Raw genomic sequence first — 26,803 nt, forward strand, 5'->3', positions numbered from 1 at the left:
CCATGGACTTCGATGACAGCGGGCCGGAGGCGGCGTTCCGCGCCGAGTTGCGCCAGTGGCTCAGTCAGCACGCGGCCGATGCCGTCGTCCCCGAAGACCCGGCCGCCCGCGCCGACGCTCAAAACGCCTGGCATCAGACACTTTACGAAGCGGGCTACATCGGACTGTCCTTCCCCGTCGATTGCGGCGGGCAGGGCAAAGACCCGATCTACGAAGCCATTCTCAATGACGAACTCGGTCGTGCCGGCGCGCCACCCATCGAGGGGGTGGGCCACCTGAGCAATGCGCTGCGCCTGTTCGGCACCGCAGAACAGCGCGACCGATTGCTGCCGGGCTTGCTGTCCGGGCAGGTGCGCTGGTGCCAGGGCTTCTCCGAACCCGAGGCCGGATCGGACCTGGCCGGGCTCAAGACCCGGGCCGAACTGCTAGAGGTCGACGGCCGTCGGCTGTTCCGCATCAACGGCCGCAAGATATGGACCAGCTTCGGCGCGGTCGCCGACTGGTGCTTCCTGTTGTGCCGCACGGAGGTCGACGCGCCCAAGCACGCGGGAATCTCGGTACTGCTGGTGCCCATGTCGACGCCGGGCATCGAGGTGCACCCGATTGTCAACGCGGCCCGCAACCGGGAGTTCACCGAGATCACCTTCGACGACGTAGACGTGCCCGAGGAACAGTTGCTCGGTGAACGGGGGCAGGGGTGGTCCATCGCGAACCAGTTGCTCGCCTATGAGCGCGGGCCCAGTGACATCAACTGGATCAGCCGGCTGGCCGCGCAACTTCGGCAGCTGGAAGACGATGTCCGCACCGGCTGGCTGGAAGACTCGCCCATGGTACGGGCGCGGCTCGGCCAGGCCTACGTCGAACTGCGTGCCCTGCAAGTCAAAGTGCAGCGATCCCTGTCAGAGCGGCAGCGCGGTAAACTCCCCGGCGCCGAGGGCTCGGTCGACAAGTTGCTCATGGCCCGCGCGGACCAATTCTTCGGGCACACCGTGATGGACCTGCGCGGTAGCGGCCCGCTGCTGCGCGAAGGCCTGGACTGGGACATCTACGTGTGGTCCCGCGCCGCCGGCATCTACGGCGGAACGGCGCAGATCCAGCGCAACATCGTTGCCCAGCGTGTGTTGGGGTTGCCCCGCAGCTAGGTGGCGGTGCGCTCAGCCCGGGCTGCCTCCGGCAAGATGCCTGACCGCCTCTCGAAGCCCATTGAGCCGCCGCTCCAACAGTTCTCGCTCCGCACTGTCCGGGCCGTCTGACCGCTCCAAGCTGGCGGTGACGTCGGCGATCTCGGCAGTGAGCCGCTCGGTCGCTTCACTTCTGGTCAGCAGGTCCTGATCAGCCCAGTCGTCGTGCGGAATTCGCTCACGGGGATCCATCGGTCCACTCCTCGGCCACGGCATCGGCTACAATAGTCAACTAGTCAGGAAATGTTTAGTTGTACAGTACCCGCACAGTACCGCATCAACGCGGAGAGTTGAGGAACGGCGATGCCGCTGCAGCCATCGATGAAGCTTCTGTCCGTGGACGACCACTTGATCGAGCCGCCCCATGTCTGGATTGACCGGCTGCCGAAGAAGTACATCGGGCAAGGGCCGCGCATCGTGGATTTCCCCCGCGACGGCGCCCCGCCGATGCAGCAGTGGGTGTACGAGGGCCGCACCTATCCCAACATCGGACTCAACGCGGTCGCGGGCAAGTCTCCCGAAGAGTTCGGGGTGGACCCGATTCGCTACGCAGACATGATCCCCGGCTGCTATGACCCGAAGGCACGGCTGGCCGATATGGACATCGACGGCGTGCACGCGATGCTGTGCTTTCCCTCTTTTCCGCGCTTCTGCGGAACGGTTTTCCTGGAGGGAGAGGACAAGGAGCTGGCATTGCTGGGAGTCAAGGCGTGGAACGACTTTTCGCTTGACGAGTGGTGCGCGACCGACCCGGCCCGCTTCATCCCGATGGCGATCACCCCGCTGTGGGATCCGGCGCTGATCGTCGCGGAGATCGAACGAGTGGCGGCCAAGGGCGCACGTGCCATCGGGCTGCCCGACAACCCGACCAACTTGCAGCTGCCCAGCTACCACACTGGCTATTGGGAGCCGGTGTGGTCGGTGCTGGAGGAGACCAACCTGACCGCGGTGATGCATTTCGGCAGTGGCGGCTTTCCGCCACAAACCGCACCGGAGGCGCCGTTCGCGGTGATGATCACGCTCATGGGCACCACGTCGATGGCGGCCGCGACCGAGCTCATCTTTTCGCCGGTGTTCCACAAACACCCGAACCTGAAGGTGGCGTTTTCCGAAGGCGGCGTTGGCTGGATGCCCTACCTGGTGGAACGCGCCGACTACGTCTGGCGCAAGCACAAGTACTACCAGAACATCCATCCCACCGTGGCGCCGTCGGAACTGTTCCGGCGCAACATCTCCGGATGCTTCATCGAGGACGAGGTCGGAATGTCGATGCGTCACACCATCGGCATCGACAACATCACCTGGGAGTGTGACTATCCACACTCGGATTCGTTCTGGCCCAAGAGCCGGGCACGCGCCCAGGAGATGTTGGCCGACGTGCCAGACGAGGAAGCGGCCAAAATCGTCGAACTGAACACCCGGCGCTGGTACGCCTTCCCGGAAGCGGGTTTCAGGTCGTGCACTGCAGATTCCGGATGGCGCCCCAACGACGGCGAGCCTTCCGAGTACGACTATGACAAGGTGATGGCCGGCCACGGCGGGATCGGCTTAGACACCTTCCTGGGCAAACTGGAGGAGCAGAAGGCTCAGAAGGCCGAGTAGTCACCCGCGGTCAGCGAAGATTCCCGCGACAGCGGGCCAGTCGTCGACCACGACGAGCCGCCCGGTTGAGGCCAGTGTCATGAACAGCCGGTAGCCGTCGGCGCTGACCGCCACGTTGGTCGTCATCGGGTCGTCGACTGGGATTGCGCCCAACAACTTCCCGGTCGGAGAGAAGATGGTGACGCCGCCGGCGCCGAGGGTGGCCACCAGCACCCGGCCCCGGGGGTCCGTCGAAACCCCATCGGCGCCACCGATATTGAGCGCGCCCCCACTCGGTACGGTGGTCAGGCCGCGGGCCCGGCGAATTCTGCCCGGTCCGGCGAGTTCGAACTCCCAGATTCGCCGCGTCCGTGTCTCGGCGACATAGAGCAGGGTGCCATCCGGTGACAATGCGATGCCGTTGGGCATTTCCAAGGGGTACGCGATCTCCTGTAATCCGTCCTCGACGGTGCCGTAGAGCAGTCCGGTGATGGTGCGCTGCCGACCGCTCGTGGTTCCACCGTCGGTCAGGTAGAAGCCGCCGTACTTGTCGACGCAGACGTCACTGGGTCGTATCAGCGGCTGGATCGCGCCTGAACGGGTGCGGAACTCGGTGGTCAATACCGCGACGGTCCCGTCGGTGTCGACAATCTGCACACTGGGGGTCACGGGGTTTTCAGCGGGGCCTAACGGCCGGAAAATCGTTACGCTCCCGGGGAAGTCGTAGGGCCAGGGTCCGAGGCCGAACCGGGACCCGCCGTTCTGGCACACCACCAGTCGCCCGTCGGGTAGTCGGCCCACCCCGTTGGGTCCGCCGCCGGGACGGGCTACCGTTTCGGTCTTGCCGTCGGCGCACACACGGGTGACCCGGCCGGCGGCCATTTCCGAGACCACCACCGAGCCGTCTTCGGAGACGACCGGACTTTCCGGAAAGGCCAGTCCGTCGGCCAGGCAGCGGGCCACCGTCATCCGTGAGACCGCTTGTCATGCCACCAGGCAGCGAACGCCGGGTCGGCCAGCGGAATGTCTCCGACCCCGACCTGCCGTCGCGGCCACTCGGCGGCGCGCTGCGTCATCGGCGACACCGGCCGGTTGACCCCGTAATGCAGTCGGTGACGCCGATGCAGGAAGCACCAGTGCCCTTGGTGCCGCTGGTAGCGGTCTTCGTATTTGATGACCTGCTCGACGAATCCGTCGTTGTGAGTCTGCGCGAAGCACTGTGCCCAGACCTGGCCGTGGGCGTTGTCCTCATCGTCGAGTTCGATCAGATGGTTGGACACCAGAATCACTGCGAAGACAGTGGAAGCAAGGCTCTCCGACATCAGCCGCTCCAGGCCTTCGGGCCCGATCCCGTAGGAACCGAAACGTGCGTGTGGCACGTACAGGTCGGCCATTGCGTGCACATCGCGGGCTTCGATGGCCGCCGCGTACCGGACGGGCAGCTGTCGAATCGCTTCGCGCGCCAGCAGATCGCTGACGCTAGCCCACTGAGATGCAGTAATGGACTGCGTCACGGCTCAACCTCCGATCCAGGCTTCTACAACAATACACATCATGTATTACTGTTAATTGTGGTTGTGCGACGGGGCCAACCGTGAGGAGGGGCAGATGCAACGTCTGAGCGGCAAGGTCGCCGTCGTCACCGGTGCGGCACGCGGACAGGGCCGTAGCCACGCTGTACACCTCGCCGACGAGGGTGCCGACATCATCGCGCTGGACATCTGCGCCGAGATCGAGACGAACGGCTACCCGCTGTCTTCACGAGATGACCTCGACGAAACGGTCAAGCTTGTCGAAAAGTCCGGACGGCGAGCACTTTCCGCGGTGGTCGATGTGCGGGACCGGGCTGCGCTCAAGAAGGCGATCGACGACGCCGTGGCCGAGCTCGGCGGCTTGCATGTGGTCGTTGCCAACGCCGGTATCTGCCCGCTGGGCAATCAGGTTCCGTCGCGCGGGTTCATCGATGCTTTCGATGTCGACTTCGTCGGCGTGGTCAACACCGTCGGCGTCAGTTTCGATCATCTTCGGTCCGGCGCGTCGATCATCGTCACGGGATCGATTGCCGGTCTTGTGCCGCAGAAGGACCTGGCTGCCGGCGGGGGGCCGCAAGGTCCAGGTGGAGCCGGCTACGGGTTGGCCAAGAAGATGTTGGTGGAGTACACCAAGGGCCTCGCGTTGACATTGGCCCCCGAACAGATCCGAATCAACACGATCCACCCGAGCAACGTCAACACCGGGATGTTGCACAACCTTCCGATGTACCGGACATTCCGTCCGGACCTGGCGGACCCGACTCGGGAGGATGCCGAAATCGTGTTCCCGCTGCTGCAGGCGATGCCCGTGCCGTGGATCGAGCCAGAGGACGTCTCCCACCTGGTGGTGTACCTGGCGTCCGACGAATCCCGCTATGTCACCGGCCAACAGATGTTCGTCGACGCCGGCGCAGGTTTGAAACTCGGCTTCTGAGGCCGTAACTCAGCGTCCCCGGAACTCAGGATCCCGCCGCTGGGTGAACGCCGCTATGCCTTCGGCGACGTCATCGGTTCCCGCCACCTGCTCAACCAGCAACGCCTCGACGCGAAAAGCCGTGTCGCGGTTGACGTCGAGTGCTTCGTTGAGCATCGCCTTGGCCGCCGCCAGCGCGCGGGTCGGACCCTGGGCCAGACGTCGTGCCCATGCGGTGGCCTCCCGAACAAGTTCGCTGCCCGGAACCACCGCATTCACCAAACCGATGCGGTGTGCCTCGGCGGCCGTCAATTCCTCGCCGAAGAACAGCAACTGCTTGGCGATGTTGAACGGCACCTTCCTGGTCAGCAGGTAGGCCGCGCCGCCGTCGGGCGCAAGCCCGCGGCGTACGAAAAGCTCGACGAGCCGGGCATGTTCAGCGGCCACGATGAGGTCGCAGGCCAGCACCATGCTGGCGCCGACGCCGGCCGCGACACCGTTGAGTGCACACAGCACCGGCTTCTCGCAGTCGAGCAGAGCCGAAACCACCGCCTGGGATCCGGTGCGAAGGATCCGCGCCGCGTCGCCGGCGACTCGATCCTTACTGGGTTGCATGCCGGGGTCACGCAGATTCGGTCCGGTGCAGAAATGCCGGTCACCGGCGCCGGTGAACACCACCGCCCGGATATCGGGATCGCTTGATGCGCGTTGCAAATGCTCGATAAGGGCTTGTTGCATCGCTCGTGTGACCGAATTCCCGGCATCGGGCCGATCCAAGATCAACCAGCGCACCCCGTCTTCAGTGCGTGCCACCACATCGGGGGTGCTCATAGCCGGATGGGCACGCTGGCCGGTCCACGGACGGTGTTGGTATGTACGTATCGGACCTCGTCCTCGTCTACCTCCCAAGTCGGGAACCGCGCCAGCGTCTCCTCCAGAGCGACGCGGGCTTCCAGCCTGGCCAGTGCCGCGCCGAGGCAGAAGTGTGATCCATGACCGAAACTGATGTGGCGGATGCCCTTTCGTTCGACGTCGAAGGTGTCAGGATCCTCGTACTGGCGTTCGTCCCGACCGGCCGAGCCGGTCAGCAGCGCGACGCGCGATCCCGCCGGGATCAGGGTGTCGTGGTAGGTGACGTCAAGGGTCGTATAACGGCCCTGCACGGGTGAAGGTGCGTCATAGCGCAGCAGCTCTTCGACGGCGCCTCCGATCAGCGTCGGGTCGGCGACGAGCTTGGCCCGCTGTGCGGGATTGCGTGCCAGCGTCAGCGCGGCCCACCCCAGTAGTCGTGCCACGGTCTCGTTGCCGGCGACGTTGATCGTCGCGACGAACATCAGCATCTCCGTGTCGTCGAGGCGCCGGGTCTCCTTGCCGGCCTGGACCAGATCCGTGGTCATGAGGTTGCTGACAATGTCGTCCCTGGCCGTGGTCCGGCGCTGCCTGATCTGCTCGGCGTAGTAATTGAGCAGTTTGACGTTGGCCTCCCGACCGCTTTCGCTGAGCTGGGATGTGCCCTCCTCGCGATGCAACTGGGCATCGGACCACTCCCTTAGGTTGTCGTGGTCCTCTTCCGGAAAGCCCAGCAGGGAACTGATCACCATCACGGGTAACTTCATCGAGAAGTCGCGGACGAAGTCGAACCCGTCCGCGCCGACGAATCTGTCCAGATATCCGCGGCAGAGCGTTCGCACCCGGTCCTCGAGCGTGGCGACCTGGGTGCGAAAGAAGGTGCGGTTGACCATCTTACGCAGCGCGGTGTGGTCGGGCGGGTCCATCATGATGATGGGACGCGGCGATGGCCACGGGTCCTGGCCGATTCCGTCGAGCGTGACTCCGTGCTCCGAAGAGAATGTCTCGGTGTCCAGCGAGGCCTCCAGCACGTCCGTGAATCGGCTCAACGCGTAGAAGTCGTATTCGTCGTTGCGATAGACGGGTGCTTCATCCCGGAGACGCTTCCAGACCTCGTACGGTTCCTTGTGCAGTGCGCGGTCGAACGGGTCCCAGCGCAAACCCATGGTCGTCATTCGCCACCGCCCTTTCAATGTAGGACAATATTACATTTTCTGTATAGTTGCACTACGCCGGCGGAGGGCGCGGCTCGCGTGGAGGAGGATGGCTGACAGTGGAAACCCGGGAGTTCGAACATGTCGTCTACGAGAAGGACGGTCCGGTCGCGCGGATCATCCTGAACAACCCCGAAGCGGCGAACGCCCAGAGTGCTCAGATGGTCCACGGTGTCAACGAGGCGCTTGACGACGCCCAGTATGACTATGAGATCAAAGTGGTCATCCTCAAGGCCAACGGGAAAGGATTCTGCTCCGGTCACATTCCCACCGGCGACTACCCGGAGTTCCGAGCCGAATTGAACGCCTCGGGCAAAGTATGGCGGTCAGCGGCCCAGTTGTTCCTGTGGCCGGTGCTCAAGCTCTGGGAATTCCCCAAACCTCTTATCGCGCAGGTGCACGGCTATGCGATCGGAGGCGGTACCACGTGGGCGCTGATCCCGGAGATCACGGTGTGCTCCGAAGACACCTGGTTTCAGATGCCGCTGGTACCGGGATTCGGGCTGCCCGGGTCGGAAACCATGTTCGAGCCGTGGGTATTCATGAATTACAAGCGCGCAGCCGAATATCTCTATACCGCACAACGACTGACGGCCGCGGAGGCGCTGGAGTTCGGCTTGGTCAACCGGGTGGTGCCGGCTGACGAGCTGGAGGCCACGGTCGAGGAACTGGCCGCTAAAATCTCCAAGGCGCCACTGATCACCTTGCAGGCGACCAAATCCGGCATCGTCAGGGCCTGGGAGACCATGGGGTTCCGCACTCACCAGCAAGCCAGCAATGATCTGCAGGCGGTGGTGACCGGCAGTCGGGAGTTCCAGCAGTACGTGGCGGAGTTGATGAAGAAGAGTTCCAAACCCAGCGAACGCACGTGACCATGCCGCTTACCTCAATCGTGCGCTTCGGCGACGACCCGGAAATCCAGGAACTGCGCAGGTCGGTTCGGGAGTGGTTGGCAGACAACCTCACCGACGAATTCCGGCGCAGCGCGGCAAACCCTGACTACCTGCCGCGGGATGCCCACGAACGTGCCGTTGCCTTCTGCAAGGAGTTGCACGAGCAGGGCTGGTTCGTGCCGCACTGGCCCGCGCTCTACGGCGGCGGCGGACGCGGCGTTGTCGAGCAAGTCGTCATCCGCGAGGAACTCGCGTACGCCGGCGCACCCCTGGTCAACACCAACGGGGTGAACATGCTGGCGCCGGTGTTGTTCACGTACGGAACGACCGAACAGAAGGAAGAGCACCTTCCGGCGATCGCGCGCTCGGAACGCATGTGGGCCCAAGGCTATTCAGAACCCGAAGCCGGCTCCGACCTGGCCGCACTGCGCATGACCGCCCGTCGCGACGGCGATTACTACATCCTCGACGGCCAGAAGACCTGGACCAGCAACGGCGTTCTCGCCGACTGGATCTTCGTGCTGGCCCGCACCTCCCCGGTGGCGGGGAAACGGCAAGACGGCATATCGTTTTTCCTCGTCGATCTCGCCTCCGAGGGAATCACCCGAAGGCCGATCCGTTCGATGACCGGATATCCCACTTTCGCCGAGGAATTCTTCGACGGTGTCCGGGTCCCCGCAGCCAACCTGGTCGGGGCGGAAGGGGACGGATGGCGGGTCGGCAAGGCGCTGCTCAACGCCGAGCGGTCCAATATCACCAGGGCCGCACAGGCCCAGCGATACCTCGATGAGCTGATTGAGTGGTGTCGCGCTCAACGTGGCGCAGCACACGACCCCTTAGCCGATCAGGCCAACCGAATCGCACTGGCCCACGCCGTGGAGCGCGTCGAGGTGGGTCGTGCGCTGTCCTATCGAGTGGCCTACCAGCAGGCCGCCGGCACACTGGACGCCGCGCTGCCATCGCTGTCCAAGCTGTACCACTCCGAGCTGACCGCCGAACTGCGTGCGCTGGGTGCCCAGATATTAGGTCCCGCAGGCGAACTCATGCCCGCGGACCCGGGCGCTGTCCTGCACGGGCACTTCTCGGAGGGTCTGCTCTTGTCCTTGCTGCATTCGATCGGCGGCGGTACCAGCGAGATACAGCGAGACCTGATCGCCACGGTCGCTCTCGGTATGCCGCGCTGAGAGTTGGTCAGGAAAACGCCGCTCTGCCCTGGGCCGCCCCCGAGCGCTGCTGCGCCACGGTCGCCAATGCCAATTCGAGTGGATGGAAGGCGGCGAGTTGCGCACTCTCGGCCGAATTGATCAGCCGCTTGGTCATCTCGACAGCACCCGGGTCCGCGTGCGCCAATTCGCCGGCGGTAGCCAATGCTCGGGCGACGGCCGCACCGGGTTCCACCACTTCGGTGACCAAACCCATCCGCTCGGCGTCGACGGCTGACAGCCGAGATCCCCGCAACAGCAGCGATGACGCACGGTGCCGACCCAGCTGCTGAGTCAACCGCCATGCCAACCCGCCATCGGGGACCACCGCGCGAGCCACGAAAGGTGCGGCGAAGAAGGCATCGTCGGCGCAGACGACCAGATCGCAGGACAGCGCTAGGCTCCATCCCAAGCCGACCGCGCCACCCTCGATCGCGGCGATGGTGGGCACCGGCAAAGCCCTGAGTTGCTCGAGCACCCGCTGGGCGTGCTCGACCCGTCCCGCCGGCGCCAGGGGGCCGCTGCCGTATGCTGGGCCGGACTTCAAATCGCCACCTGCACAGAAAAACCCGTCCGCGCCCGCCACGACCAGACCGCGGGAACCAGCGGCGACCACATCGTCGAGCACGGCGGCCAATGCGGTCCACGACTCGTAGCGCAACGCGTTGCGCTGGTGCGGACGGTTCAGGAGTGCCACAGCGATACCGTTGCGGTCGTCGCGACGGATCAGCGGCTCAACCGCGTCGTCTGCCATCTAACGGCCGAGAAACTTGTCGATCGCTGCCCGATGCTCCGGTGTGGTGAAGCATTCCGTCTCAGCGGAGATCCCATACTCGAGGATGCCGATCAGCGCCCGATGAGCGTGCAAGTTCAGCGTTCGCTTGGTGTCCTGCACGGCTCTCGGGGGGAGTGCGGCGAGGCGATGGGCCAGCGCCAGACCCTCCTGCTTGATCTGGGCATGCGGCACCACTCGGTTGGCCAGCCCAAGTTCTACCGCCTTCTCGGCCTTGATCCGCTCCCCGAGCAGCAGGTACTCCTTCGCCTTCAACAGGCTCATCAGGAGCGGCCACAGTACCGAACCTCCATCGCCCGCCACCAGTCCGCTGGCCACGTGAGTATCGGCGAAGAACGACCGGTCGGACATCAACACGATGTCGCACAAAACGGCGATGCTGCAACCGAATCCGACCGCCGGTCCGTTTACGGCCGCCACCACCGGTAGCGGGAAGTCGACCATGTCGCGCACGATGCGGCGGGCGTCGCGCATCCCGGCCCGGCGCGTCACGGGATTGTTGACGTGTGTCTCCAGCCATTCGACGAGGTTTCCGCCCGCGGAGAAGTAATCGCCGGCACCGGTGATCAACACCGCGCGCGCCTCGGCATCCTCGGCCAGGGCATCCCACAGTCGGGTGAAGGCGGTGTGCATGCGGTTGTTGACGGCGTTTGCGTCGTCGGGATTGTTCAACGTGACGATACGGACGGGACCGTCGGCGGCAACAAGGATCTCGTCGCACCCGGTCAGATCCGGTGTGCCCTCTGGCAGGTCGGTCATCAAAGTAAATAATAGAACACAAGTTGTCAATGTGTCACATTGATCGTGGTTGGCCGCCACCGCACAGAGCGCCGCTGCGTAGTGTCATGGGTTATGACACCTGCGCGGGCAAAGGCAGCGGGTCGGGAGGCGCAGCGGCTGGAAACCCGCGAGCGGATCTTCCAGGCCGCCCTCGCCGAGTTCGAGCGACATGGCACGAGCGGCTCGGATATCAACGCGATCGCTGCCGCCGTGGGCGTTGCGCGAGGCACCTTCTACTTTCACTTTCCCACCAAAGAACATGTCCTCTTTGAGCTGATGACGCGCGAGGAGGTGATCATCACCGATGAGCTGCGGGATGCTGTGAAAGGAGTGTCGGATATCCGTTCGCTGCTCAAGCTCGTGGCGCGTCGAGTGGCCCACGAGGAAGAGCGATTGGGCAGCGTGCTGTTTCGCGACGTGCTGAGCATCTACTTCACTGCGACCCAGCGCGAGTTCAGCGATATGTCAGAGCATCCCATCGCCGTTCTGGTGGTCGAGCAACTGGAGGCGGCGCGACGACGCGGGGACATCGCGCATGACGTGAATCCCGCCAATGCCGCCAAGTTCTTCCTGCTCGCTGTCTATGGGCTACTCATCACAAACCGGGACTCGCCTGAGGTCCGTGACGCCATCCTCGACGAGTACCTGTCCTGCTTCTGCCGCGGCCTGGAACCGAGATCGGCAGACCCGAGTCACGGTCAATAGTCCGCGCCGTCAACCCTTTTCGTCGCTCGGCAACCATGCCGAACGTCGGGTCTCGACGAACGCGTCACGGTCGTGGCTGTGCTGCCACTGCGGGCTCCGCTTCTGCAGGAACGCGGTGAAAGCCTCGATCTGCTCCGCCGTACCGATCGACGACCAGTACCCGGAGACGTCCACCGGTGGTAGCGCACGCGCCATCTCCCGCTTCATCGCGGCCCGCGCCGCCGGGCCGGTCTTGCGGACCCGATCCAACAGCGCCTCGACCTCGGCCTGAAGGCGGTCGGCCGGCACCACTTTGCCGACCAGGCCCAATCGCTCAGCCTCCGCCGCATCGATCCAATCGTTGCCGTAGATGAGGTGATTGGCGCGCAGCGTGCCGACGCGTTGAGGCAGCCGGGCGGCAACGAATGCCTCATAGACGCCGCGAGTCAGATCCGGCACCCGGAACCGCGCGCTGTCAGAGGCGATGACCAGGTCGGCGAACAGGGTCATCACCAGTCCACCACCGAGCGCGATCCCGTTGACCGCACAGACGACGAGTTTGGGCACTCTGCCCAGGGTTTCGAACGGGGTCCCGTCGTAGGACTCGGTGAAAGCATCCCAGCGCCGATCGGGATTGCCGACCGCGTTCATGTCACCGCCGGCGCAGAATGCGTCGCCGGTGCCGGTGATCACCAGGAAGTCCAAACCGGGTTCGTCGGCCACGATCATCGCGGCACGCTTGATGCCGTGGTAGCCGTCGGCGGTCACGGCGTTCTTCTTCTCAGGCCGATCGATGGTGACTGTCAGGGTGTCGCCGTCGATCTTCCCGGTCAGCTCAGCAGTACCCAGGTCGATCTGTGCCGATCGCGGTAACGGATTCACTGGTCGTCGATCACTGCGAGCAGATCGCCGACGTCGTAAGTGTTGCCCGCCTTGACCTTCCAGGCGACGACGCCGGCGGCGGGCGCTTCGATGTCCATCTCGACCTTGTCGGTGGCGATCTGATAGAGCGGATCACCCTCGTCGACACGGTCGCCGTCGGCCACGTGCAGCCGGATCAGCTCCGCTTCGGTGATCGCATCACCCGGTTTGGGCATCCGTATCTCGATCACAAGACCCTCCTGACCGCGTCGACGACGCGGGCGGCGTCCGGGCGGCAGGCGGCCTCCAGGGTTGCCGCCCGCGGGACGGGAGTATAGGTGCCCGCGACTCGTTGGATGGGGCTGGTGAGGACCCCGAACAGCTCGGTGCCGACCGCCGCCGCAATTTCGGCGCCGGGGCCACAGAACCCCACCGACTCGTGTGCCACGACCAGGCGGCGAGTCTTGCGCACCGAGTCGAGGACAGTGGCGAGATCAAGCGGAACCAGTGTCCTGAGGTCGACCACCTCAACCGAAACATCCTCGGTCGCAAGTTGATCGGCCGCGTCCACGGCGGCGTGCACGGTACTGCCGTAACTGCAGATCGTGACGTCGCCACCGCGTCGCTTGATGTCGGCCTGCCCCAGCGGGATCAGGTAATCGGCCGTGGGCACGGGCCCTTTGCCGCCCCCGTAGAAGAGTTTCATCGACTCGATGAACAGGCATGGATCGTCCTCCGCCAGGCACGCATTCAGCAGGCCTACCGCATCGGCAGCGGTGCTCGGCCAGACCACCTTGATGCCGGGGGTGTGCATTGCCCACGCCTCGAACGCTTGGGAGTGTTGCGGGCCGGCGGCGGTGCCCACCATGGCGCGGATGATCATCGGCGCACCTTTGCGGCCGCCCGACATGTAGCGGATCTTGGCGGCGTGGTTGGCGATCTGATCCATGGCCACACCGAGGAAGTCGACGAACATCAACTCAGCCACCGGACGGAGTCCGGCCAACGATGCGCCCAGTGCGGCGCCGATGATCGACGATTCGGCGATCGGGGTGTCGCGAACCCGCTCGGCGCCGTACTTCGTCGATAGACCCGCGGTGATCTTGAACATGCCACCGGCTGGATCGGCGATGTCCTCGCCGAGCAGAACGATGGAGTCATCGGCGGCCATGGCACGATCGAGAGTCCGGTGAATCGCCTGCACCAGCCCGAGTGTTTCCGTTTCACCGCCGGGAATGGCCGCGTGCTCAGCGGTGGGTGCCGCAAGCTCGGTTTCGTTGCGGGCGAACACATCTTGAGTGAGTTCCTCGACCGGGGGCGGCTCCGCCTCGCGGGCAGCCGTGAAGGCGGCATCGATCTCGGCGATCAGCTCGGCGTCGACGCGCGCGAGTTCGGCTTCGGTGGCCAGGCCGGTGTCGACGAGGCGGTCACGGTAGATGGTGAACGGCGGGTTGGCCCGCTTGGCGGCCAGTTCGTCGGGGTCGGCGTAGGGCATCTGGTCGCCGAAGTAATGGCCCTGCAACCGATAGCCGACGGCTTCGACGAATGACGGTCCGCCCCCGGAGCGGGCGCGCTCAGCGGCCTGCGCGACTGCGCCGTAGACGGCCTCGGGATCGGTGCCGTCGACACTGACGCCCGGCATCCCGTAGCCGGCGGCGCGATCCGACAGGTGTTCGGTGCGGGTGTAGCCGGCTACCGGTGTGCATTCGGCCCATGCGTTGTTCTGACAGAAGAACACCACCGGCAGCTGCCACAGCGCGGCCAGGTTCATCGCCTCGTGAACGTAACCGATGCTGGTCGCGCCGTCGCCGAAGCTCACCAGCACCACCTGATCCCGGCCCCGGATGGACGCTGCGAGGGCGATGCCGTTGGCGATCAGCGGTCCCGCGCCGACGATGCCCGTGGTCCAGGCGATGCCGTGGTCGGGATCGTAGATCCCCATAGCACCGGCCTTGCCTTTCGACAGGCCGGTGCTCTTTCCGAGTATCTCGCCGAAATAGCCGGGGAGATCGATGCCTTTTGCCACCACGTCTCCCAAACCGCGGTAGGTGGTCACCAGCTGATCGTGGTCGGCGAGCGCGAGGGCAGCTCCCGCCGACATCGCCTCCTGACCGTCGACAGGCCAGTAACTCATCGCTATCTCACCGGAGGACAGTGCTTTACGGACACGTTGATCAGCGTGGTGCACCTTGCTCATGAGCCGGTACAACGCGACGGCACGCTCGCTGCTCAGCGTCTCGCACCCGACGTCTGCCTGCGTGGCCATCAGTGCTCCTTTTAGCTGGGCGTTCCGCATGAGTATACAATAAGACGAAATGTGTTTAGTCGTGTAGTGGCTGCCTCACGAAGCTCGGTTCGCGGTTACGCTCAGGCGAGTTCGCCATTGAGCTGCGCTGCCACCAGCATCCGATCGAAGTAGCAGCGCTCCAGGACGAGGTCCTGCCCGTCGAAGCCGAACAGATTCATGCTGAGCATGTCGATCGATGTTCCCGGTGCGGTAGTTCGGGTTTCCACGACCACGCCGTTATCGCCATGAAAGATGGCTTCGGCGCGGTACTGCAGCTTCACCGGCTGTGCCCACTGGCGGAGCAGCATCGCTCGTACTTGCTCTTCTCCGTCGAAAACCATTCCGGTGGGGATGATCTCGTAACGCGGGTGGGTGAAGGTGGCCATTGCCGCGTCAATGTCGCGGTCGTTTTCGGCAGCGACATGGCGCAAGACCACGTCCTCACGGATGCTCCGCAACGCGGCGTTTCCGCTCACCGCGGCTCGGATCGCGGTTGGAAGACTGCGAGGTTGCGGCCGTCGTCCAGCCCGAGCCAGCTGACCTCGACCCGGTCGCCGACTTCCGGTACGCGACCGAAAACGTTGGACATCATTCGCGCCCCTTCGTCCAGATCCACCAGCACCACCGAATACGGAACTTTGTCGGCCAATGCGGCAAATGCGGGTCGGTGATGCACGCTGACCGCGTAGATGACCCCGTTGCCGCTCAGCTTCTCCCACTGCAGCGATGACGCGCCGCAGTTCGGGCACACATAGCGCGGATACCACACCAGGCGACCACACGAGCCGCAGCGCTGCATGGTCAGCTCGCGACGTCGGGTCGCCTCCCAGAACGCTGCCGATACAGAGCTGGGTTGGGGTACCGGTGCCGTCTCGGTCATAGAGTGGCCTCCGTTCCGAGGATGACGGTGGACGTCGCCGACAACACGCCACCGGTGCCGTGAGCGAGCGCGGTCTGCGCACCGGGCACTTGCCGTTCGCCGCAGTCACCACGCAACTGACGCGCGGCCTCGACGAGCAGAAACGCTCCGAACGCTCCGGGATGGGTGTAGGCCAGACCGCCGCCTGAGGTCTGACCCGGCAGGGCGCCGCCCGGCCCGAGCGCACCGCTTCCGGCAAAGGGTCCGCCGTCTCCCTTGGCGCAGAAGCCGAGATCTTCCAACGCGAGCAGGACCGTGATGGTGAACGAGTCATACAGCTCGACCACGTCCACCTCGCTCGGGGTCAGGCCCGCAGCCCGGAACGCCGCCGGACCCGATACCGCTCCGGGCGTCACGGTCAGGTCAGGCATCTGCGAGATCATCGCGTGGGATGCCGCCGAGGCGGCACCCAGCACCAGTACGGGCGGCCGGGGTAGCCGGCGGGCCCGTTCGGCGCTGGTCAACACGATCGCCGCGGCACCATCGGTGACCAGGCAACACTCCAGCTTGTGCATCGGCTCGGCGATGAAACCCGATGCCAGCACGTCGTCGATGGTGATCGGGTCACGCAGGTGGGCGCGCGGATTCATCTCGGCCCAGCGCCTGGTGTCGACAGCGATCTGGGCCAGCTGCTCGGCGGTGGTTCCGTAGGTCGCCATGTGCCGATTGGCGGCCAGCGCGTAGGCGCTGATCGGCAGCATGACGCCATAGGGTGTTTCCCACTCCAAACGCTCGGGTGTGGCGAACACCCCGAGGCCCTTCTCGCCGCGCTTGCGGGCAGCACGGGGAGTGGATGCGTAGACGATCACCACCGTCTCTGCCGCCCCGGCGGCGATTGCCGCGGCGGCATGTTCGACATAGAGCCCGTAGGCGGCGCCTCCGGTCTGGGTGGCATCGGTGAATCTCGGTGCAATTCCGAGGTATTCGGCCAATTCGACGGAGTGCATCAGCGTGCCGCCGGTGCACGTGCACAGCCCGTCGACATCGCGGAGCGACAAACCGGCGTCGGTCAGTGCCGCCCTGATCACGCGAGCTTCGAGTTCACGCAGCGCAACGTCGATCACCCCGGACGGCGAAACCTCATCGGCCACACCGACAATCGCGGCCGCGCCGCGGATCGGAGTTGTCACGCCTGCGCCTCCTGGAATAGTTCGCGGATTCCCGGCTGGCTGACCTTCAACGACGGGGTTCGTGGCAACTCATCGACCACGACCAGCCGTGCCGGGACCTGATACCGGCTGAGCCGATCGCGCAAGAAGTCCAGCAGTTGCTCGGCGGTCACCTCGGCGCCGCAGGCCAACTCGACCGCGGCTACCGGTATCTGCCCGAGCCGATCGTCGGGCAAGCCGGTGACGCCGGCGTCACGCACCGACGGGTGAGTGCGCAACACCGCGATGATGTCGGCAGGGTTCACCTTGAAGCCGCCGCGGATGATGACGTCGTCAATGCGGCCGCTGATGAACAGGAACCCGTCCGCGTCGAGGTGTCCTAGATCGGTCGTGGATACCCACTGCCCGCCCGTGGTTCGTACCTCGATGCGACCCTGCTGCCCGGGAGCCACTTCGGTGCCATCCGGGACGGACACGATGCGGATCTCACGTCCTTGCTGCGCCCGGCCCACGCTGCCGCGCTTTCTCCCGGACCACTCTCGGTGCAGGGCAAGGTTCCAACCCGCGACCCCGCCCGCGAACTCGGTGGCGCCGTAAGACGGCAGCACGGCCACGCCGTAGCGGTCTTCGAACGCCGTCTGGACATCCACCGGTAGGGGTGCCGTCCCGGAGGTCACTACCTCGACGCTGGAGAACACCTCGGGGGGCACCTCGGCGTCGAGGACCATCACGAGCGCTGACGGCACCAGACTGACCGCGCGGGGCCGGTGCCGGACCACCAGGTCGACGAAGTCGGGCACTCGGAAGCGCGCGAGGAGCGCAATCTTCCTGCCTTCGCAGATATTCAGCAGCGTACGGAATAGCCCGGACATGTGAACCAGGGGCGAGGAGACGATGGCGACTCCGGACCGAAGTCGGGCCTGCGTGCCGGAGTGGGAGCCGTAATGTGCGCCGGCCGCCGCCAGCGTATGGTCGAAAGACCGATACGTCAACGGGATTCGCTTGGGTGGACCGGTCGTGCCGCTGGTCAGCATCTCGACGGCGACCCGATCGGGGCCTTCTTGGGTGGCACGAAACGGCCCGGAGCCCGGCCGCTCCAGACCGGCAACGGTTAGACAGGCCGCCGGGTCGGCGCAGACCTGCAATCCGAGCGCGCCCGCCGCGGCTTCGCGGACGCCGGGGCGCTGCCAGTCCTTCGGCAACGCGACGACCGCGGGTATCTGTAGGCCCGCGATCTCGGCGGCCAGGCCGGCGTCACCGTGTGATGGGTTGATCGTCACGACACAACCGTCGGCGAGGAGCACGCCGAGCATGGCCCCGACCATCGCCGGATGATTCCGCAATACCAGTCCGACTGCCGTTCCGTCGGTCAAGCCCGCTGCTACCAAATGGTTTTGGACATCGGACGCGATATTCGCCAGGGTTCGCCAGTCCGTCCAGCGGCCCTGGTATTCGATGGCGGGCGCGGACGGATCCAGCGCCAGCACGTCGCGTAGGCGATCGCCGAGTCGCTGACTCAAACTGCGGCGGCCGCAAGCTCGGTGGCGGCCGGGATCACCTCTTGGGCGAACAATTTCATCGACTCGTAGACCTTGGTCCGGTCCATGGCGCCGCCGCGGGACATGCGCAACATGATGTTGCGCCAACCCATGTCGATAACCGTGCGCATCTTGGCCACGATGCGGTCGGGGTCGCCCATCAGGGTCAGGTGCGAGTTCAGTACCTGCTCGTAACTCTGCTTGTCGTGCTTCTCGAACCAGTCTGAGTAAGCCTTGTAATCGGCCGGTATCTCGCCGCCCCGCTCGAAGGGGTTGGAATACTTGCGATGGGTCTGGATCGACAGCTCGACGCTGTCCCTGGGATAGCTGCGGGCGAACCCGTCGTCCTGGTGGCAGAACGCGTTGAGGAGCGCCCAGACGTTGCCGGTGGCGGCATCAAGCCCCTTCTTGGATTGCACATCGAGGTAGATGTCCAGTGCGCCCTGCAGATCTGGATCCACCTGGTAGGGATTGCCGATGATCGCGCCGAAACCCTTGTCCGCCAACCACTCGAAGCTCGCCGGAGTCTTCATCACCGTTCCCCACACCGGCACCGGCCGCTGCACCGGTCGCGGAAAAATGGTGACGTCCTGGACCGCAAAATACTTGCCGTGATAGGTGACGTTCTCCTCGGTCAGCAGCCGGTTCACAATCTCGACGCACTCCTGGTATCGCCCGGTCGCTTCATCCATAGAGACACCGAAGCCCTTGAATTCGTGTGACTGGTAGCCACGCCCGAACCCGGCGTCAAACCGGCCGCCGGAAAGGGCGTCGACCAGCGCGATCCGCTCGGCCAACTGGATCGGGCTGTGGAACGGCGCAACCATGCACGCTGTGCCGATCCGAATGCGCGAGGTTTGCGCGGCGATCGCCGTCGCGATCTGTGGGAGGTCGGCCAGCATTCCGTAGGGCGAGAAGTGGTGTTCGGCCAGCCAGACCTCGTCGTAACCCAGTTCTTCGGCCCAACGCGCTTCCTGAAGCACGTTCGCCAGCACTTCCCGGTCGCTGAGATGGTTGGGCTTGTCGCCGAGAATGAATACGCCGAATCGCATGCCGTTCCTCCCGTCCCCCGGCTCTCCCGGTGAACGCCGTCCACAAAGTAGTTGCAGTAACTGCCACTATACTGCACGATGAGACAGATAGCGTCAATCCGTACAGCAGGAGGCTGAATGGCCCTCGGCGAATCGATGGTCGGAACCGCATTGCGCCCGAGAGCATTTCGCTGGAAAGACACGGACGTGATCCTGTACGCGTTGGGCGTGGGGGCCCGTCCACCGGCCGAACTGTCGTTACTCAACGAGACGCAGGGACCCGCGGTTCTGCCCACCTTCGCCCTGATCGCCAACTGGTGGGCCGTCAAGGATCTGCGCAGCGTCTTGGACCTCGGTACCTACCCGATCGTGCACTCGGCGCAATCGCTGCAACTGCACCGCGCGATCGGGCCGAGCGGTGAAGTCACGGTGCAGGCGGAGGTGTCGGCGGTGTGGGACACCGGTAAGCACGCAGCCGTTGAGGTGACCGGGCGGGGATCCGATGCCGAAGGCACCTTGTTCGTCGCTCGTTCGCAGACCATGGTGCTCGGGGCCGGGGGATTCGGCGGCCCGCGCCCTCCCAGCGCCGATCCGGTCCCCGAAAATGTCCCAGATGCGGTATGGCACGACATGATCTGCCCGGAACAGGCCGCGATCTACCGGTTGTCCGGAGACCGCAATCAGTTGCATATCGACCCGGCGGCAGCGCGCAAATTCGGCTTCGATGACGTCTTTCTGCACGGGCTGTGCACACTGGGATTCGCCGCGAGAGCCTTGATCAATGAGATCGGCGGCGGCAATACTCAGGCGCTGACGTCGGTGAGTTGTCGATTCTCCAAACCGGTGCGCCTCGGTGCTGAGCTGCGGACCGAGATGTGGCGAAACGGTCACGACGTGCAATTCAGGACGTTGCAGGGCGACGTCGTGGCGCTGAGCTCCGGAAACGCCAGACTGGCAGGAGGCTGAGCATGGATCAACGACGAGCCCGCGGATTACGGAACCGCCAGGCGCTGATTCAGGCGGCCATCGAGCTGTTCGCCGCGCACGGGTACGAATCGGTCACCATAGAGCAGATTTCAGCTGCCGCGGGGGTGGCACCGCGAACCTTCTTCCACCATTTCACCGCCAAGGACGACATACTCTTCGACGGCTATGCCGAGCGGCTGGAGGAGGCAACCCGCCGATTCCGCGCCGCCGCTGCCCAGCCGTCCACGTCTCTGTGGGAGGCCCTCGCTGACGCCTCCTCGGCTGTGGCGCAAGCGATTACCGAGGCGCCGGAGATCTTCTTGGCCCGTGCGCGGATGTATCACCGCATGCCCGCACTGCGTGCGACCATGCTGCGGATCAACGAGGACTGGATCGACCAACTCACCGCCGAAGTCGCCCGCTGGCTCAATAGCGGCACCGAGCCCGACCTGCGCCCGCGGCTGGCCGCGACGCTGATCAACAGTGCCAACCGCGCCGCAATCGACGTGTGGGTGGCCGGCGGGGGGACGGCCGACCTGCGCAGGTTGATGGCTGAATCCGTGGAACTGGTCCGGCCCTCCATCAGCGCGATCGAACAAGCCGCGGGTGGCGCCGGAGGTCGGCGTGTCGGTTGAGGCGCTACCCCTGGCGATCGTCACCGGCGGGGCACGGGGCATCGGTGAAGCCATCGTGGCCGAGCTGATCACCACCGGTCACCGGGTGGGCGTACTCGACGTCAACTCCAAAGCAATTGCCAAAGCGGGAGATTCGGACGCGGCACGGCAGGGACTGTTGTTGCCGATGCAACTGTCCATCACCGATCGCGCCGCGGTGCAGAGTGCGCTGAGCGAGCTGGCCGACCGCCACGGTCCGGTCCGCGCCCTGGTCAACAACGCCGGAATGACGCTACCGGCAACCTTTTTGGACCAATCGGAGGAGGACTGGGACCGCATCATCGACGTCAATCTCAAAGGCACGTTCCTGGTCGGTCAGGTAGCCGCGCGACAAATGGTGGCGGAAGGTCGCGGGGCAATCGTCAACGTCAGTTCCGTCTCCGCGCATGGGGTGCGCACCGGCCCCCCTGCCTACGCGGCCGCCAAGGCCGGGGTGGAAGGGCTCAGCCGGTTGATGGCCGTGCAACTGGGTCCACTGGGCGTTCGAGTCAACACGGTCGTCGTGGGTACCACGGCAACGCCGTGGCTGTTGTCGCGGAAGACCGACGAGGAGTTGGCGACGATGCGCCAGAGCACGCTGACCGGTGAGCTGGGGGACCCCGGTGACATCGCAGGCGTGGTCGCATTCCTGTGTTCTCCCGCGGCCAAACACATCACCGGGCAGTTGATCTCGGTCTCGGGCGGCCAATGGATGCCATAACAGCGGCTGCGTTACAATGTGACATTTGATGACTTAGTGTTTAGGTGAGATCGTTGCGTGCAGGAGATGACGTGGACAACTTGAAACGGATCTTGTTCGACGTCAGCCAGCACGTCGCCACGATCACCATCAACCGCCCGGAGCGGCTCAACGCCACCGACGATCTGACCCGTACCGAATTGGGCATGGCGTGGGCGCGAGTGCGCGACGACCCCGGGATCCGGGTCGCCATCATCACCGGTGCCGGTGACCGGGCTTTCTCTGCGGGACAGGACATCCGGGCTACTGCCGAGGGCGGCATCCGCAACAAGGTCCCGGGCTCCCGTCTGCACCACAACGTCTGGAAGCCCGTCATCTGTGCGCTGAACGGGATGGTGGTCGGCGGTGGTCTGCATCAAGTCGCCGACGCCGATCTGATCATCGCGGCCGACCATGCCGAACTGATCGACACGCACCTTGCCGTCGGCAATGTCTTCGCGCTCGAGCCCGCGGTGCTGCTGCGCCGGATGCCGCTGTCCATGGTCATGCAATTGGGGTTGATGACCAAGAAGGGCCGCATCAGCGCCCAACGCGGCTACGACATCGGCCTGATCAATGAAGTCGTGCCTGGCGACCAACTTCAACACCGGGCGCGCGAAATCGCACTTGACATCGCGAAGCTGTCGCCCGGGACCGTGCAGGCATCGATCAAGGCGATGTGGGCCAGTCTGGATGTCGGACTGCACGCCGCCAACGATGTCGCCTACCGCTACGTGCTGCAGCACCAGCTGACCCACCCGGACTATCGAGAAGGGATGGTCGCATTCGCCGAGAAACGGGAGCCGCGTTGGGTCGTGCAGTGAAAGCGGCGGTGCGGTGAACCGCTCGTTCAGCTACGAGCCGATGCCCTACCCACCGGTGGTTACCGCGATGCTCAACGCCGTGGTTACCTCCCACGGCGGTAACGATTTCATCGTCACCTCGACCGGCGATGGCAGGATCGAGCGGATTACCTATGCGGAGGCTGACGCCCGCTCGGCGGAATTGGCCCGCCGTTTGCTGGCTGCGGGCGTCACCAAGGCCGTGCGCGTTGGGGTGATGGCACCCAACGGACCGGACTTCGTCGTCGCCTTCCTGGCCACCACCCGCATCGGTGCGGTTGCGGTGCCGATCAATACGTTCTTCCAGCCCGCAGAGCTTCGCTGGCTGCTGCGTGACGCCGACATCCACACCCTGTTATCGGTCGACTCGCTGCTCGGCAAAGACATGCTGGCCCGGATCACCGAAGCGATCGGCGAAGTCGCCAGCTCGGGTGGTCAACTCGCTTTGGAGCGACTTCCGCAGCTACGCAACGTCTTTGCGCTCGGTCACACCGAGCGCAGCTGGCCCAGTGCCTGGCCGCAACCGTTGTCAGAGGCCTTTCTGCGCGCAGCGGAGTCCACGGTGCGGCCGGCAGACGATCTGGTGGTCATCTACACCTCGGGCAGCACGTCGGATCCCAAGGGCATCATCCACACGCACGCCACCGCGATCACGCACTCCCGATTCATCGCCACCCAGCACGACTGGAAGCCGCATGACCGGGTTTACATCCCGATGGCGTTCTTCTGGGTCGGGGGACTGGTGTTCGGGCTGTTGGGGCCGATGCAAACCGGAGTCACGATCCTCACCGAGCACAGGTTCGATCCGGGTGAGGTACTGCGACTACTCGCTTCCGAACGCGCCACCTATACCACGGGTTTCGGCCACGTCGGTCCGGCGCTGGTCAATCACCCCGACTTCGCCGGCACAGACTTGTCGACGCTCCGGGACGGTTACCAGCAGGTGCTGCTGGCGCCGGAGCTGCGGGTGCCCGATCCCACCTTGCGGGTGGCCCAGCTCGGCATGACTGAAACGTGCAGCTCACACACGTGGTGGCCACCGCACGAATTGGTGCCCGAGAGCAAGCGGGGCTCGCTGGGCGTCTCCGCGCCCGGCTACGAACACAAGATCGTCGACGATTCCGGCCGCGAGGTACCCAACGGCACGGTGGGCGAAATCTGCGTGCGGGGAGTGGCGATGATGCGCGGGATGGTCGGGCGCCAGCGCACCGATGTGTTCGACATCGACGGCTGGTATCACACGAAGGACGCGGGCTACCTCGACGACGACGGGCATTTGTACTTCACCGGACGCACGGACGACATGATCAAGACCTCGGGCGCCAATGTCGCACCGGTGGAGGTCGAGAGGGTGATCGCCCAGACCGACGGCGTGCGGATCGCCTATGTCGTCGGGGTACCCGATGCGGAGAAGGGCGCCGTCGTGTGCGCGGTGGTCATCCTCAACGAAGGAGTTCATGCTGACCGTGACACCCTGACCGCGTCCTGCCGGAAGGCGTTGGCCGCGTACAAGGTTCCGAAGCGCTGGGTGATCCTTGCCGGACCCGAGAAGCTCCCGTACACGACGACCGACAAGATCGACAAGGCCCGGCTGGCCCAATTGGTGGCTGCAGGGGAGCTGGCATGACGGACATGGCGGCACTCGAGGCGCGGATCGCTCGATTGGAAGCACTGGACGAGATACGCCAACTGGCCGCCAAATACGCTGTGGCGCTGGATATGCGCGATTTCGACGCGTTGGTGAACCTGTTCGTGGACGACGTCGGCGTCCCGGGGAAGCGGCGCGGGCGCGAAGCTCTGCGGCGGTGGTACGACACGCAGATCCGGCGATCGCTGCTGCTCGGCAGCGCTCACGGTGTCCTGGGCCACGTCATCGACGTCCACGATGCGCAGCGGGCCACCGGTCTGGTGTACTCCCGCAATGACCTGGAGACCCGATCAGCGTGGGTCATCGAGCTGCTGGCCTACCTGGACAGTTACGAAAAGCGTTCCGGGCAATGGTATTTCACCCGCCGGACACCGCTGTTCTGGTATCAGAGCGACATCACGGATCCACCCGTGGGTACCGCCAAGATGCGCTGGCCCGGCACCACCACCCATGACGGCACCTTCCACCACGCCTTTCCGTCGTGGGAGGCCTTCCGCAATGCCGATCCCGGACATTTCGACCACCCCGTGCCGGCCCCCGCAGCGGTGGGTTGCTGGCTGCAGACCCTGCGTCGCGGACAGGACACGCCGCGGGTGGACCCTACTGGCCGACATGACGGCGGCATCTGACATGTCCGGCGATGCGACGAACTTCGCGCTCAACCATGACCACACCGAGTTGCGTCGCACGGTGCGTTCGTTCTTCGAGGCCAAAGCCGACGAGGCCGCGGTGCGCAGCCAGCTGGAGCCTCCGGTGGGCTACGACGCGCAGGTATGGCATCAGATGTCCGGCCAGCTCGGCTTGACCGGCCTGGCGATCCCCGAAGAACTCGGCGGCCAGGGCTTCACCTTCGTCGAACTCGGCATCGTTACCGAAGAACTGGGCCGATGCCTGCTTCCGACACCGTATTTCGCAACCGTGGTGCTGGCCGCCAGCCTGCTCATGCACGCCGGCGACGACGCAATGCAGGAGCGCTACCTGCCCGGCATCGCCGCCGGCTCCACGGTGGCGACCGTGGCAGTCGTCGAGGAGTCGGGCCGCTGGCACCCCGACAGCATCCAGGCACCCGCGCACGGCGATGGCAACCGCTGGGTGCTGGACGGAGTCAAGACCTACGTCCTGGACGGCTGCAGCGCCGACCTGATCTTCGTGGCCGCCCGAAGCGGTGACGACATATCGCTGTTTGCGGTGCACGAATTCGACACGGTGGTGCGCCGCCCGTTGTCGACCCTCGACCCGACCCGCAAACAGGCGCACATCGAGTTCCACGCCACCCCAGCCGAACTCATCGGGCGCCAAGGTGACGGATGGCCGGTTCTGGCCCGGACTCTGGCGTTGGGCGCCTCAGCGCTGGCAGCCGAACAGGTCGGCGGGGCGCAACGATGCCTGGAGATGGCAGTCGACTACGCGAAGGTGCGCAGACAGTTCGGCAAGCCGATCGGATCATTCCAAGCGATCCGGCACAAATGCGCCGACATCTATCTCGATGTCGAATGTGCCCGTGGCTCGGCCTATTACGCCTTACGGGCTGCTGCGGCCCTCTCTGAGGAACTGCCGGCCGCATCGTCAATGGCGAAGGCCTGCAGTTCGGAAGCGTACGCACGCGCCGCCGCGGCCAATATCCACATTCACGGTGGCATCGGTTTCACCTGGGAGCATCCCGCGCACCTGTACTTCAAACGCGCCAGGTCGTCGGGACACTTGCTGGGTGATGCGGCCTTTCACCGGGGACTACTCGCGGACCTGATTGGCATTTGAGGCACTCAGAAGTCGGTCCCTCCGTCAATGTTGATCGCCGCACCGGTGAGGTACGCGGCGCGCTCGCCGAGCAGGAAAGCGATCAGTTCTCCCGCTTCCGTCGGCCTGCCGCCCCGCCCGAGCGCCACCCGCATGTTCCAGTCCGGGTTGCTGGACAGGTGGGTGTAGATCGCGTCCTGCAATGGCACCCCGTACTCGGCCGCGCGCTGAGCCCGGATGAAGTCGTTGACCTCGGTGTCGAAGAGTCCCGGGCATACCGTGTTGACCCGAATGCCGTCGGCTCCATGCGTTTTCGCCAATATCTTGGAAAGGGTCAGCACAGCTGCCTTGAGCGCGTTGTACGGCGGAATCAGCACCTTGGGCGCCCGCACCGAATAGGCAGCTGTTGTCACGATCGTTCCGCCGCCGTTGCGCTGCAGATGCGGTATTACCGCCCGGCAGGAGCGCACCGTCGCCATCAGGATCATCTGGTAGTACCAGTCCCAGGAGTCGTCGGCATGCTCGAGAAACGGCCCTTGCTGTTTCATCGGTCCGGCGGTGACCGCGAGGCCCCGCAGCGGGCCCAGACTGGCGGCCGCCTGCTCGACCGCGCGGGCCATCCCGTCGCCGGTGGCGGCCGCGTCAACCCCGATGCCCACGGCGCGAACCCCGTGCTCGTCGGCCAGGCGCGCTGCGCGGGCGCGGGCGCGATCCTCGTCGCGGGCCAACAGAGCGACATGTGCGCCGTCCGCAGCCAGTTGTTCGGCGGCGGCGAATCCGATACCGGTAGTGCCGCCCACCAGGACGAAGTTGGCACCCGAGACCCCGAGATCCATGTCGCATCCCCTTCC

The 26,803-nt window shown here is 65.1% G+C and carries 29 protein-coding genes; 13 read left to right on the top strand and 16 right to left on the bottom strand.

The window, feature by feature from the left end; translation table 11 throughout:
• The first annotated feature begins 2 nt into the window (after nt 1-2).
• Nucleotides 3-1,142: an acyl-CoA dehydrogenase family protein gene (locus AWC08_RS01550; protein ID WP_069433060.1), complete on the top strand. Its 1,140-nt coding sequence runs from the start codon at nt 3-5 to the stop codon at nt 1,140-1,142.
• A gap of 12 nt (nt 1,143-1,154) precedes the next feature.
• Here the strand turns inward: AWC08_RS01550 and AWC08_RS01555 are convergent, their stop codons facing one another.
• Nucleotides 1,155-1,373 carry a hypothetical protein gene (locus AWC08_RS01555; protein WP_069433059.1) on the bottom strand — a complete coding sequence of 73 codons (219 nt, stop codon included), beginning with the start codon at nt 1,371-1,373 and terminating at the stop codon, nt 1,155-1,157.
• Between the two features lie 111 nt (nt 1,374-1,484).
• Between AWC08_RS01555 and AWC08_RS01560 the strand changes: the two genes are divergently transcribed.
• A complete protein-coding gene (locus AWC08_RS01560) occupies nt 1,485-2,783 on the top strand; it encodes an amidohydrolase family protein (protein ID WP_069433058.1) in 1,299 nt (432 codons plus the stop codon).
• Here the strand turns inward: AWC08_RS01560 and AWC08_RS01565 are convergent, their stop codons facing one another.
• On the bottom strand, nt 2,784-3,731 hold the full coding sequence (locus AWC08_RS01565; protein WP_069433057.1) for an SMP-30/gluconolactonase/LRE family protein: 948 nt from the start codon (nt 3,729-3,731) through the stop codon (nt 2,784-2,786).
• Entirely contained in the window at nt 3,728-4,276 is a 549-nt protein-coding gene (locus AWC08_RS01570; protein WP_232007778.1) for a nuclear transport factor 2 family protein, read from the bottom strand. Before AWC08_RS01570 ends, AWC08_RS01565 begins: the two co-directional genes overlap by 4 nt.
• 94 nt (nt 4,277-4,370) lie before the next feature.
• Here AWC08_RS01570 and AWC08_RS01575 point away from each other — a divergent pair, with 94 nt between their 5' ends.
• On the top strand, nt 4,371-5,228 hold the full coding sequence (locus AWC08_RS01575; RefSeq protein WP_069433056.1) for a mycofactocin-coupled SDR family oxidoreductase: 858 nt from the start codon (nt 4,371-4,373) through the stop codon (nt 5,226-5,228).
• A 9-nt stretch (nt 5,229-5,237) separates the two neighbouring features.
• Here AWC08_RS01575 and AWC08_RS01580 read toward each other — a convergent pair whose 3' ends face one another.
• Both AWC08_RS01580 and AWC08_RS01585 read right to left on the bottom strand, forming a co-directional pair.
• On the bottom strand, nt 5,238-6,038 hold the full coding sequence (locus tag AWC08_RS01580; RefSeq protein ID WP_069433055.1) for an enoyl-CoA hydratase/isomerase family protein: 801 nt from the start codon (nt 6,036-6,038) through the stop codon (nt 5,238-5,240).
• Nucleotides 6,035-7,231 carry a cytochrome P450 gene (locus AWC08_RS01585; RefSeq protein WP_069433054.1) on the bottom strand — a complete coding sequence of 399 codons (1,197 nt, stop codon included), beginning with the start codon at nt 7,229-7,231 and terminating at the stop codon, nt 6,035-6,037. Before AWC08_RS01585 ends, AWC08_RS01580 begins: the two co-directional genes overlap by 4 nt.
• A gap of 98 nt (nt 7,232-7,329) precedes the next feature.
• Between AWC08_RS01585 and AWC08_RS01590 the strand changes: the two genes are divergently transcribed.
• Both AWC08_RS01590 and AWC08_RS01595 read left to right on the top strand, forming a co-directional pair.
• The gene (locus AWC08_RS01590) at nt 7,330-8,142 is read left to right on the top strand and encodes an enoyl-CoA hydratase-related protein (protein WP_065133427.1); all 813 of its coding nucleotides are present in this window, start codon (nt 7,330-7,332) and stop codon (nt 8,140-8,142) included.
• 2 nt (nt 8,143-8,144) lie between these two features.
• On the top strand, nt 8,145-9,347 hold the full coding sequence (locus tag AWC08_RS01595) for an acyl-CoA dehydrogenase family protein (protein WP_069433070.1): 1,203 nt from the start codon (nt 8,145-8,147) through the stop codon (nt 9,345-9,347).
• A 7-nt stretch (nt 9,348-9,354) separates the two neighbouring features.
• Here the strand turns inward: AWC08_RS01595 and AWC08_RS01600 are convergent, their stop codons facing one another.
• Both AWC08_RS01600 and AWC08_RS01605 read right to left on the bottom strand, forming a co-directional pair.
• Nucleotides 9,355-10,119: an enoyl-CoA hydratase/isomerase family protein gene (locus tag AWC08_RS01600; protein ID WP_069433053.1), complete on the bottom strand. Its 765-nt coding sequence runs from the start codon at nt 10,117-10,119 to the stop codon at nt 9,355-9,357.
• A complete protein-coding gene (locus AWC08_RS01605; RefSeq protein WP_069433052.1) occupies nt 10,120-10,917 on the bottom strand; it encodes an enoyl-CoA hydratase/isomerase family protein in 798 nt (265 codons plus the stop codon).
• Between the two features lie 93 nt (nt 10,918-11,010).
• Between AWC08_RS01605 and AWC08_RS01610 the strand changes: the two genes are divergently transcribed.
• A complete protein-coding gene (locus AWC08_RS01610) occupies nt 11,011-11,643 on the top strand; it encodes a TetR/AcrR family transcriptional regulator (protein WP_069433051.1) in 633 nt (210 codons plus the stop codon).
• 9 nt (nt 11,644-11,652) lie between these two features.
• Here AWC08_RS01610 and AWC08_RS01615 read toward each other — a convergent pair whose 3' ends face one another.
• The 8 genes from AWC08_RS01615 to AWC08_RS01650 all read right to left on the bottom strand — a co-directional run bounded on the left by AWC08_RS01615 (nt 11,653) and on the right by AWC08_RS01650 (nt 19,388).
• The gene (locus AWC08_RS01615; protein WP_065133423.1) at nt 11,653-12,504 is read right to left on the bottom strand and encodes an enoyl-CoA hydratase/isomerase family protein; all 852 of its coding nucleotides are present in this window, start codon (nt 12,502-12,504) and stop codon (nt 11,653-11,655) included.
• Nucleotides 12,501-12,734 (bottom strand): biotin/lipoyl-containing protein, encoded by a 234-nt coding sequence (locus tag AWC08_RS01620; protein ID WP_082986264.1) that lies wholly within the window; start codon nt 12,732-12,734, stop codon nt 12,501-12,503. Before AWC08_RS01620 ends, AWC08_RS01615 begins: the two co-directional genes overlap by 4 nt.
• Nucleotides 12,731-14,749, bottom strand: a complete 2,019-nt coding sequence (locus AWC08_RS01625; protein ID WP_069433069.1) for an alpha-ketoacid dehydrogenase subunit alpha/beta — start codon at nt 14,747-14,749, stop codon at nt 12,731-12,733. Before AWC08_RS01625 ends, AWC08_RS01620 begins: the two co-directional genes overlap by 4 nt.
• 101 nt (nt 14,750-14,850) lie before the next feature.
• Nucleotides 14,851-15,246, bottom strand: coding sequence for a nuclear transport factor 2 family protein (locus AWC08_RS01630; RefSeq protein WP_069433050.1), 396 nt, complete (start codon nt 15,244-15,246; stop codon nt 14,851-14,853).
• Nucleotides 15,243-15,650: a Zn-ribbon domain-containing OB-fold protein gene (locus AWC08_RS01635; RefSeq protein WP_083271047.1), complete on the bottom strand. Its 408-nt coding sequence runs from the start codon at nt 15,648-15,650 to the stop codon at nt 15,243-15,245. Before AWC08_RS01635 ends, AWC08_RS01630 begins: the two co-directional genes overlap by 4 nt.
• A complete protein-coding gene (locus AWC08_RS01640) occupies nt 15,647-16,819 on the bottom strand; it encodes an acetyl-CoA acetyltransferase (protein WP_069433049.1) in 1,173 nt (390 codons plus the stop codon). Before AWC08_RS01640 ends, AWC08_RS01635 begins: the two co-directional genes overlap by 4 nt.
• Nucleotides 16,816-18,285: a class I adenylate-forming enzyme family protein gene (locus tag AWC08_RS01645; protein WP_083271046.1), complete on the bottom strand. Its 1,470-nt coding sequence runs from the start codon at nt 18,283-18,285 to the stop codon at nt 16,816-16,818. Before AWC08_RS01645 ends, AWC08_RS01640 begins: the two co-directional genes overlap by 4 nt.
• A gap of 29 nt (nt 18,286-18,314) precedes the next feature.
• Nucleotides 18,315-19,388 carry an LLM class flavin-dependent oxidoreductase gene (locus tag AWC08_RS01650; RefSeq protein ID WP_065133418.1) on the bottom strand — a complete coding sequence of 358 codons (1,074 nt, stop codon included), beginning with the start codon at nt 19,386-19,388 and terminating at the stop codon, nt 18,315-18,317.
• 117 nt (nt 19,389-19,505) lie between these two features.
• On the opposite strand from AWC08_RS01650, the gene AWC08_RS01655 reads away from it, so the two are divergent.
• The 7 genes from AWC08_RS01655 (at nt 19,506) to AWC08_RS01685 (ending at nt 25,973) form a co-directional block, all read left to right on the top strand.
• A complete protein-coding gene (locus AWC08_RS01655) occupies nt 19,506-20,333 on the top strand; it encodes a MaoC/PaaZ C-terminal domain-containing protein (protein ID WP_065133417.1) in 828 nt (275 codons plus the stop codon).
• Nucleotides 20,334-20,335: 2 nt separating this feature from the next.
• Nucleotides 20,336-20,968 carry a TetR/AcrR family transcriptional regulator gene (locus AWC08_RS01660; RefSeq protein WP_069433047.1) on the top strand — a complete coding sequence of 211 codons (633 nt, stop codon included), beginning with the start codon at nt 20,336-20,338 and terminating at the stop codon, nt 20,966-20,968.
• Nucleotides 20,958-21,707: an SDR family NAD(P)-dependent oxidoreductase gene (locus AWC08_RS01665; RefSeq protein WP_065137676.1), complete on the top strand. Its 750-nt coding sequence runs from the start codon at nt 20,958-20,960 to the stop codon at nt 21,705-21,707. The genes AWC08_RS01660 and AWC08_RS01665 overlap by 11 nt, the downstream gene beginning before the upstream one ends.
• 71 nt (nt 21,708-21,778) lie before the next feature.
• Nucleotides 21,779-22,549: an enoyl-CoA hydratase-related protein gene (locus AWC08_RS01670; RefSeq protein WP_065137672.1), complete on the top strand. Its 771-nt coding sequence runs from the start codon at nt 21,779-21,781 to the stop codon at nt 22,547-22,549.
• A 13-nt stretch (nt 22,550-22,562) separates the two neighbouring features.
• On the top strand, nt 22,563-24,194 hold the full coding sequence (locus AWC08_RS01675; protein WP_232007777.1) for a class I adenylate-forming enzyme family protein: 1,632 nt from the start codon (nt 22,563-22,565) through the stop codon (nt 24,192-24,194).
• On the top strand, nt 24,191-24,844 hold the full coding sequence (locus tag AWC08_RS01680; protein WP_065137671.1) for a nuclear transport factor 2 family protein: 654 nt from the start codon (nt 24,191-24,193) through the stop codon (nt 24,842-24,844). Before AWC08_RS01675 ends, AWC08_RS01680 begins: the two co-directional genes overlap by 4 nt.
• Nucleotides 24,828-25,973 carry an acyl-CoA dehydrogenase family protein gene (locus tag AWC08_RS01685; protein ID WP_232007776.1) on the top strand — a complete coding sequence of 382 codons (1,146 nt, stop codon included), beginning with the start codon at nt 24,828-24,830 and terminating at the stop codon, nt 25,971-25,973. Before AWC08_RS01680 ends, AWC08_RS01685 begins: the two co-directional genes overlap by 17 nt.
• Before the next feature lie 5 nt (nt 25,974-25,978).
• Here AWC08_RS01685 and AWC08_RS01690 read toward each other — a convergent pair whose 3' ends face one another.
• On the bottom strand, nt 25,979-26,788 hold the full coding sequence (locus AWC08_RS01690) for an SDR family oxidoreductase (protein WP_065137669.1): 810 nt from the start codon (nt 26,786-26,788) through the stop codon (nt 25,979-25,981).
• Nucleotides 26,789-26,803: the final 15 nt, after the last annotated feature.

The organism is Mycobacterium gordonae, assembly GCF_002101675.1.
Lineage (GTDB): Bacteria > Actinomycetota > Actinomycetes > Mycobacteriales > Mycobacteriaceae > Mycobacterium > Mycobacterium gordonae.

Bases quoted from the DNA above. Each gene is read 5' to 3' on its own strand.
- AWC08_RS01655 (WP_065133417.1), top strand. From the start codon at position 19,506: ATGGCCCTCGGCGAATCGATGGTCGGAACCGCATTGCGCCCGAGAGCA.
- AWC08_RS01565 (WP_069433057.1), bottom strand. From the start codon at position 3,731: ATGACGGTGGCCCGCTGCCTGGCCGACGGACTGGCCTTTCCGGAAAGT.
- AWC08_RS01680 (WP_065137671.1), top strand. From the start codon at position 24,191: ATGACGGACATGGCGGCACTCGAGGCGCGGATCGCTCGATTGGAAGCA.
- AWC08_RS01555 (WP_069433059.1), bottom strand. From the start codon at position 1,373: ATGGATCCCCGTGAGCGAATTCCGCACGACGACTGGGCTGATCAGGAC.
- AWC08_RS01580 (WP_069433055.1), bottom strand. From the start codon at position 6,038: ATGAGCACCCCCGATGTGGTGGCACGCACTGAAGACGGGGTGCGCTGG.
- AWC08_RS01600 (WP_069433053.1), bottom strand. From the start codon at position 10,119: ATGGCAGACGACGCGGTTGAGCCGCTGATCCGTCGCGACGACCGCAAC.
- AWC08_RS01650 (WP_065133418.1), bottom strand. From the start codon at position 19,388: ATGCGATTCGGCGTATTCATTCTCGGCGACAAGCCCAACCATCTCAGC.
- AWC08_RS01605 (WP_069433052.1), bottom strand. From the start codon at position 10,917: ATGACCGACCTGCCAGAGGGCACACCGGATCTGACCGGGTGCGACGAG.
- AWC08_RS01660 (WP_069433047.1), top strand. From the start codon at position 20,336: ATGGATCAACGACGAGCCCGCGGATTACGGAACCGCCAGGCGCTGATT.
- AWC08_RS01585 (WP_069433054.1), bottom strand. From the start codon at position 7,231: ATGACGACCATGGGTTTGCGCTGGGACCCGTTCGACCGCGCACTGCAC.
- AWC08_RS01550 (WP_069433060.1), top strand. From the start codon at position 3: ATGGACTTCGATGACAGCGGGCCGGAGGCGGCGTTCCGCGCCGAGTTG.
- AWC08_RS01610 (WP_069433051.1), top strand. From the start codon at position 11,011: ATGACACCTGCGCGGGCAAAGGCAGCGGGTCGGGAGGCGCAGCGGCTG.
- AWC08_RS01625 (WP_069433069.1), bottom strand. From the start codon at position 14,749: ATGGCCACGCAGGCAGACGTCGGGTGCGAGACGCTGAGCAGCGAGCGT.
- AWC08_RS01685 (WP_232007776.1), top strand. From the start codon at position 24,828: ATGACGGCGGCATCTGACATGTCCGGCGATGCGACGAACTTCGCGCTC.
- AWC08_RS01575 (WP_069433056.1), top strand. From the start codon at position 4,371: ATGCAACGTCTGAGCGGCAAGGTCGCCGTCGTCACCGGTGCGGCACGC.
- AWC08_RS01635 (WP_083271047.1), bottom strand. From the start codon at position 15,650: ATGACCGAGACGGCACCGGTACCCCAACCCAGCTCTGTATCGGCAGCG.
- AWC08_RS01560 (WP_069433058.1), top strand. From the start codon at position 1,485: ATGCCGCTGCAGCCATCGATGAAGCTTCTGTCCGTGGACGACCACTTG.
- AWC08_RS01690 (WP_065137669.1), bottom strand. From the start codon at position 26,788: ATGGATCTCGGGGTCTCGGGTGCCAACTTCGTCCTGGTGGGCGGCACT.
- AWC08_RS01595 (WP_069433070.1), top strand. From the start codon at position 8,145: ATGCCGCTTACCTCAATCGTGCGCTTCGGCGACGACCCGGAAATCCAG.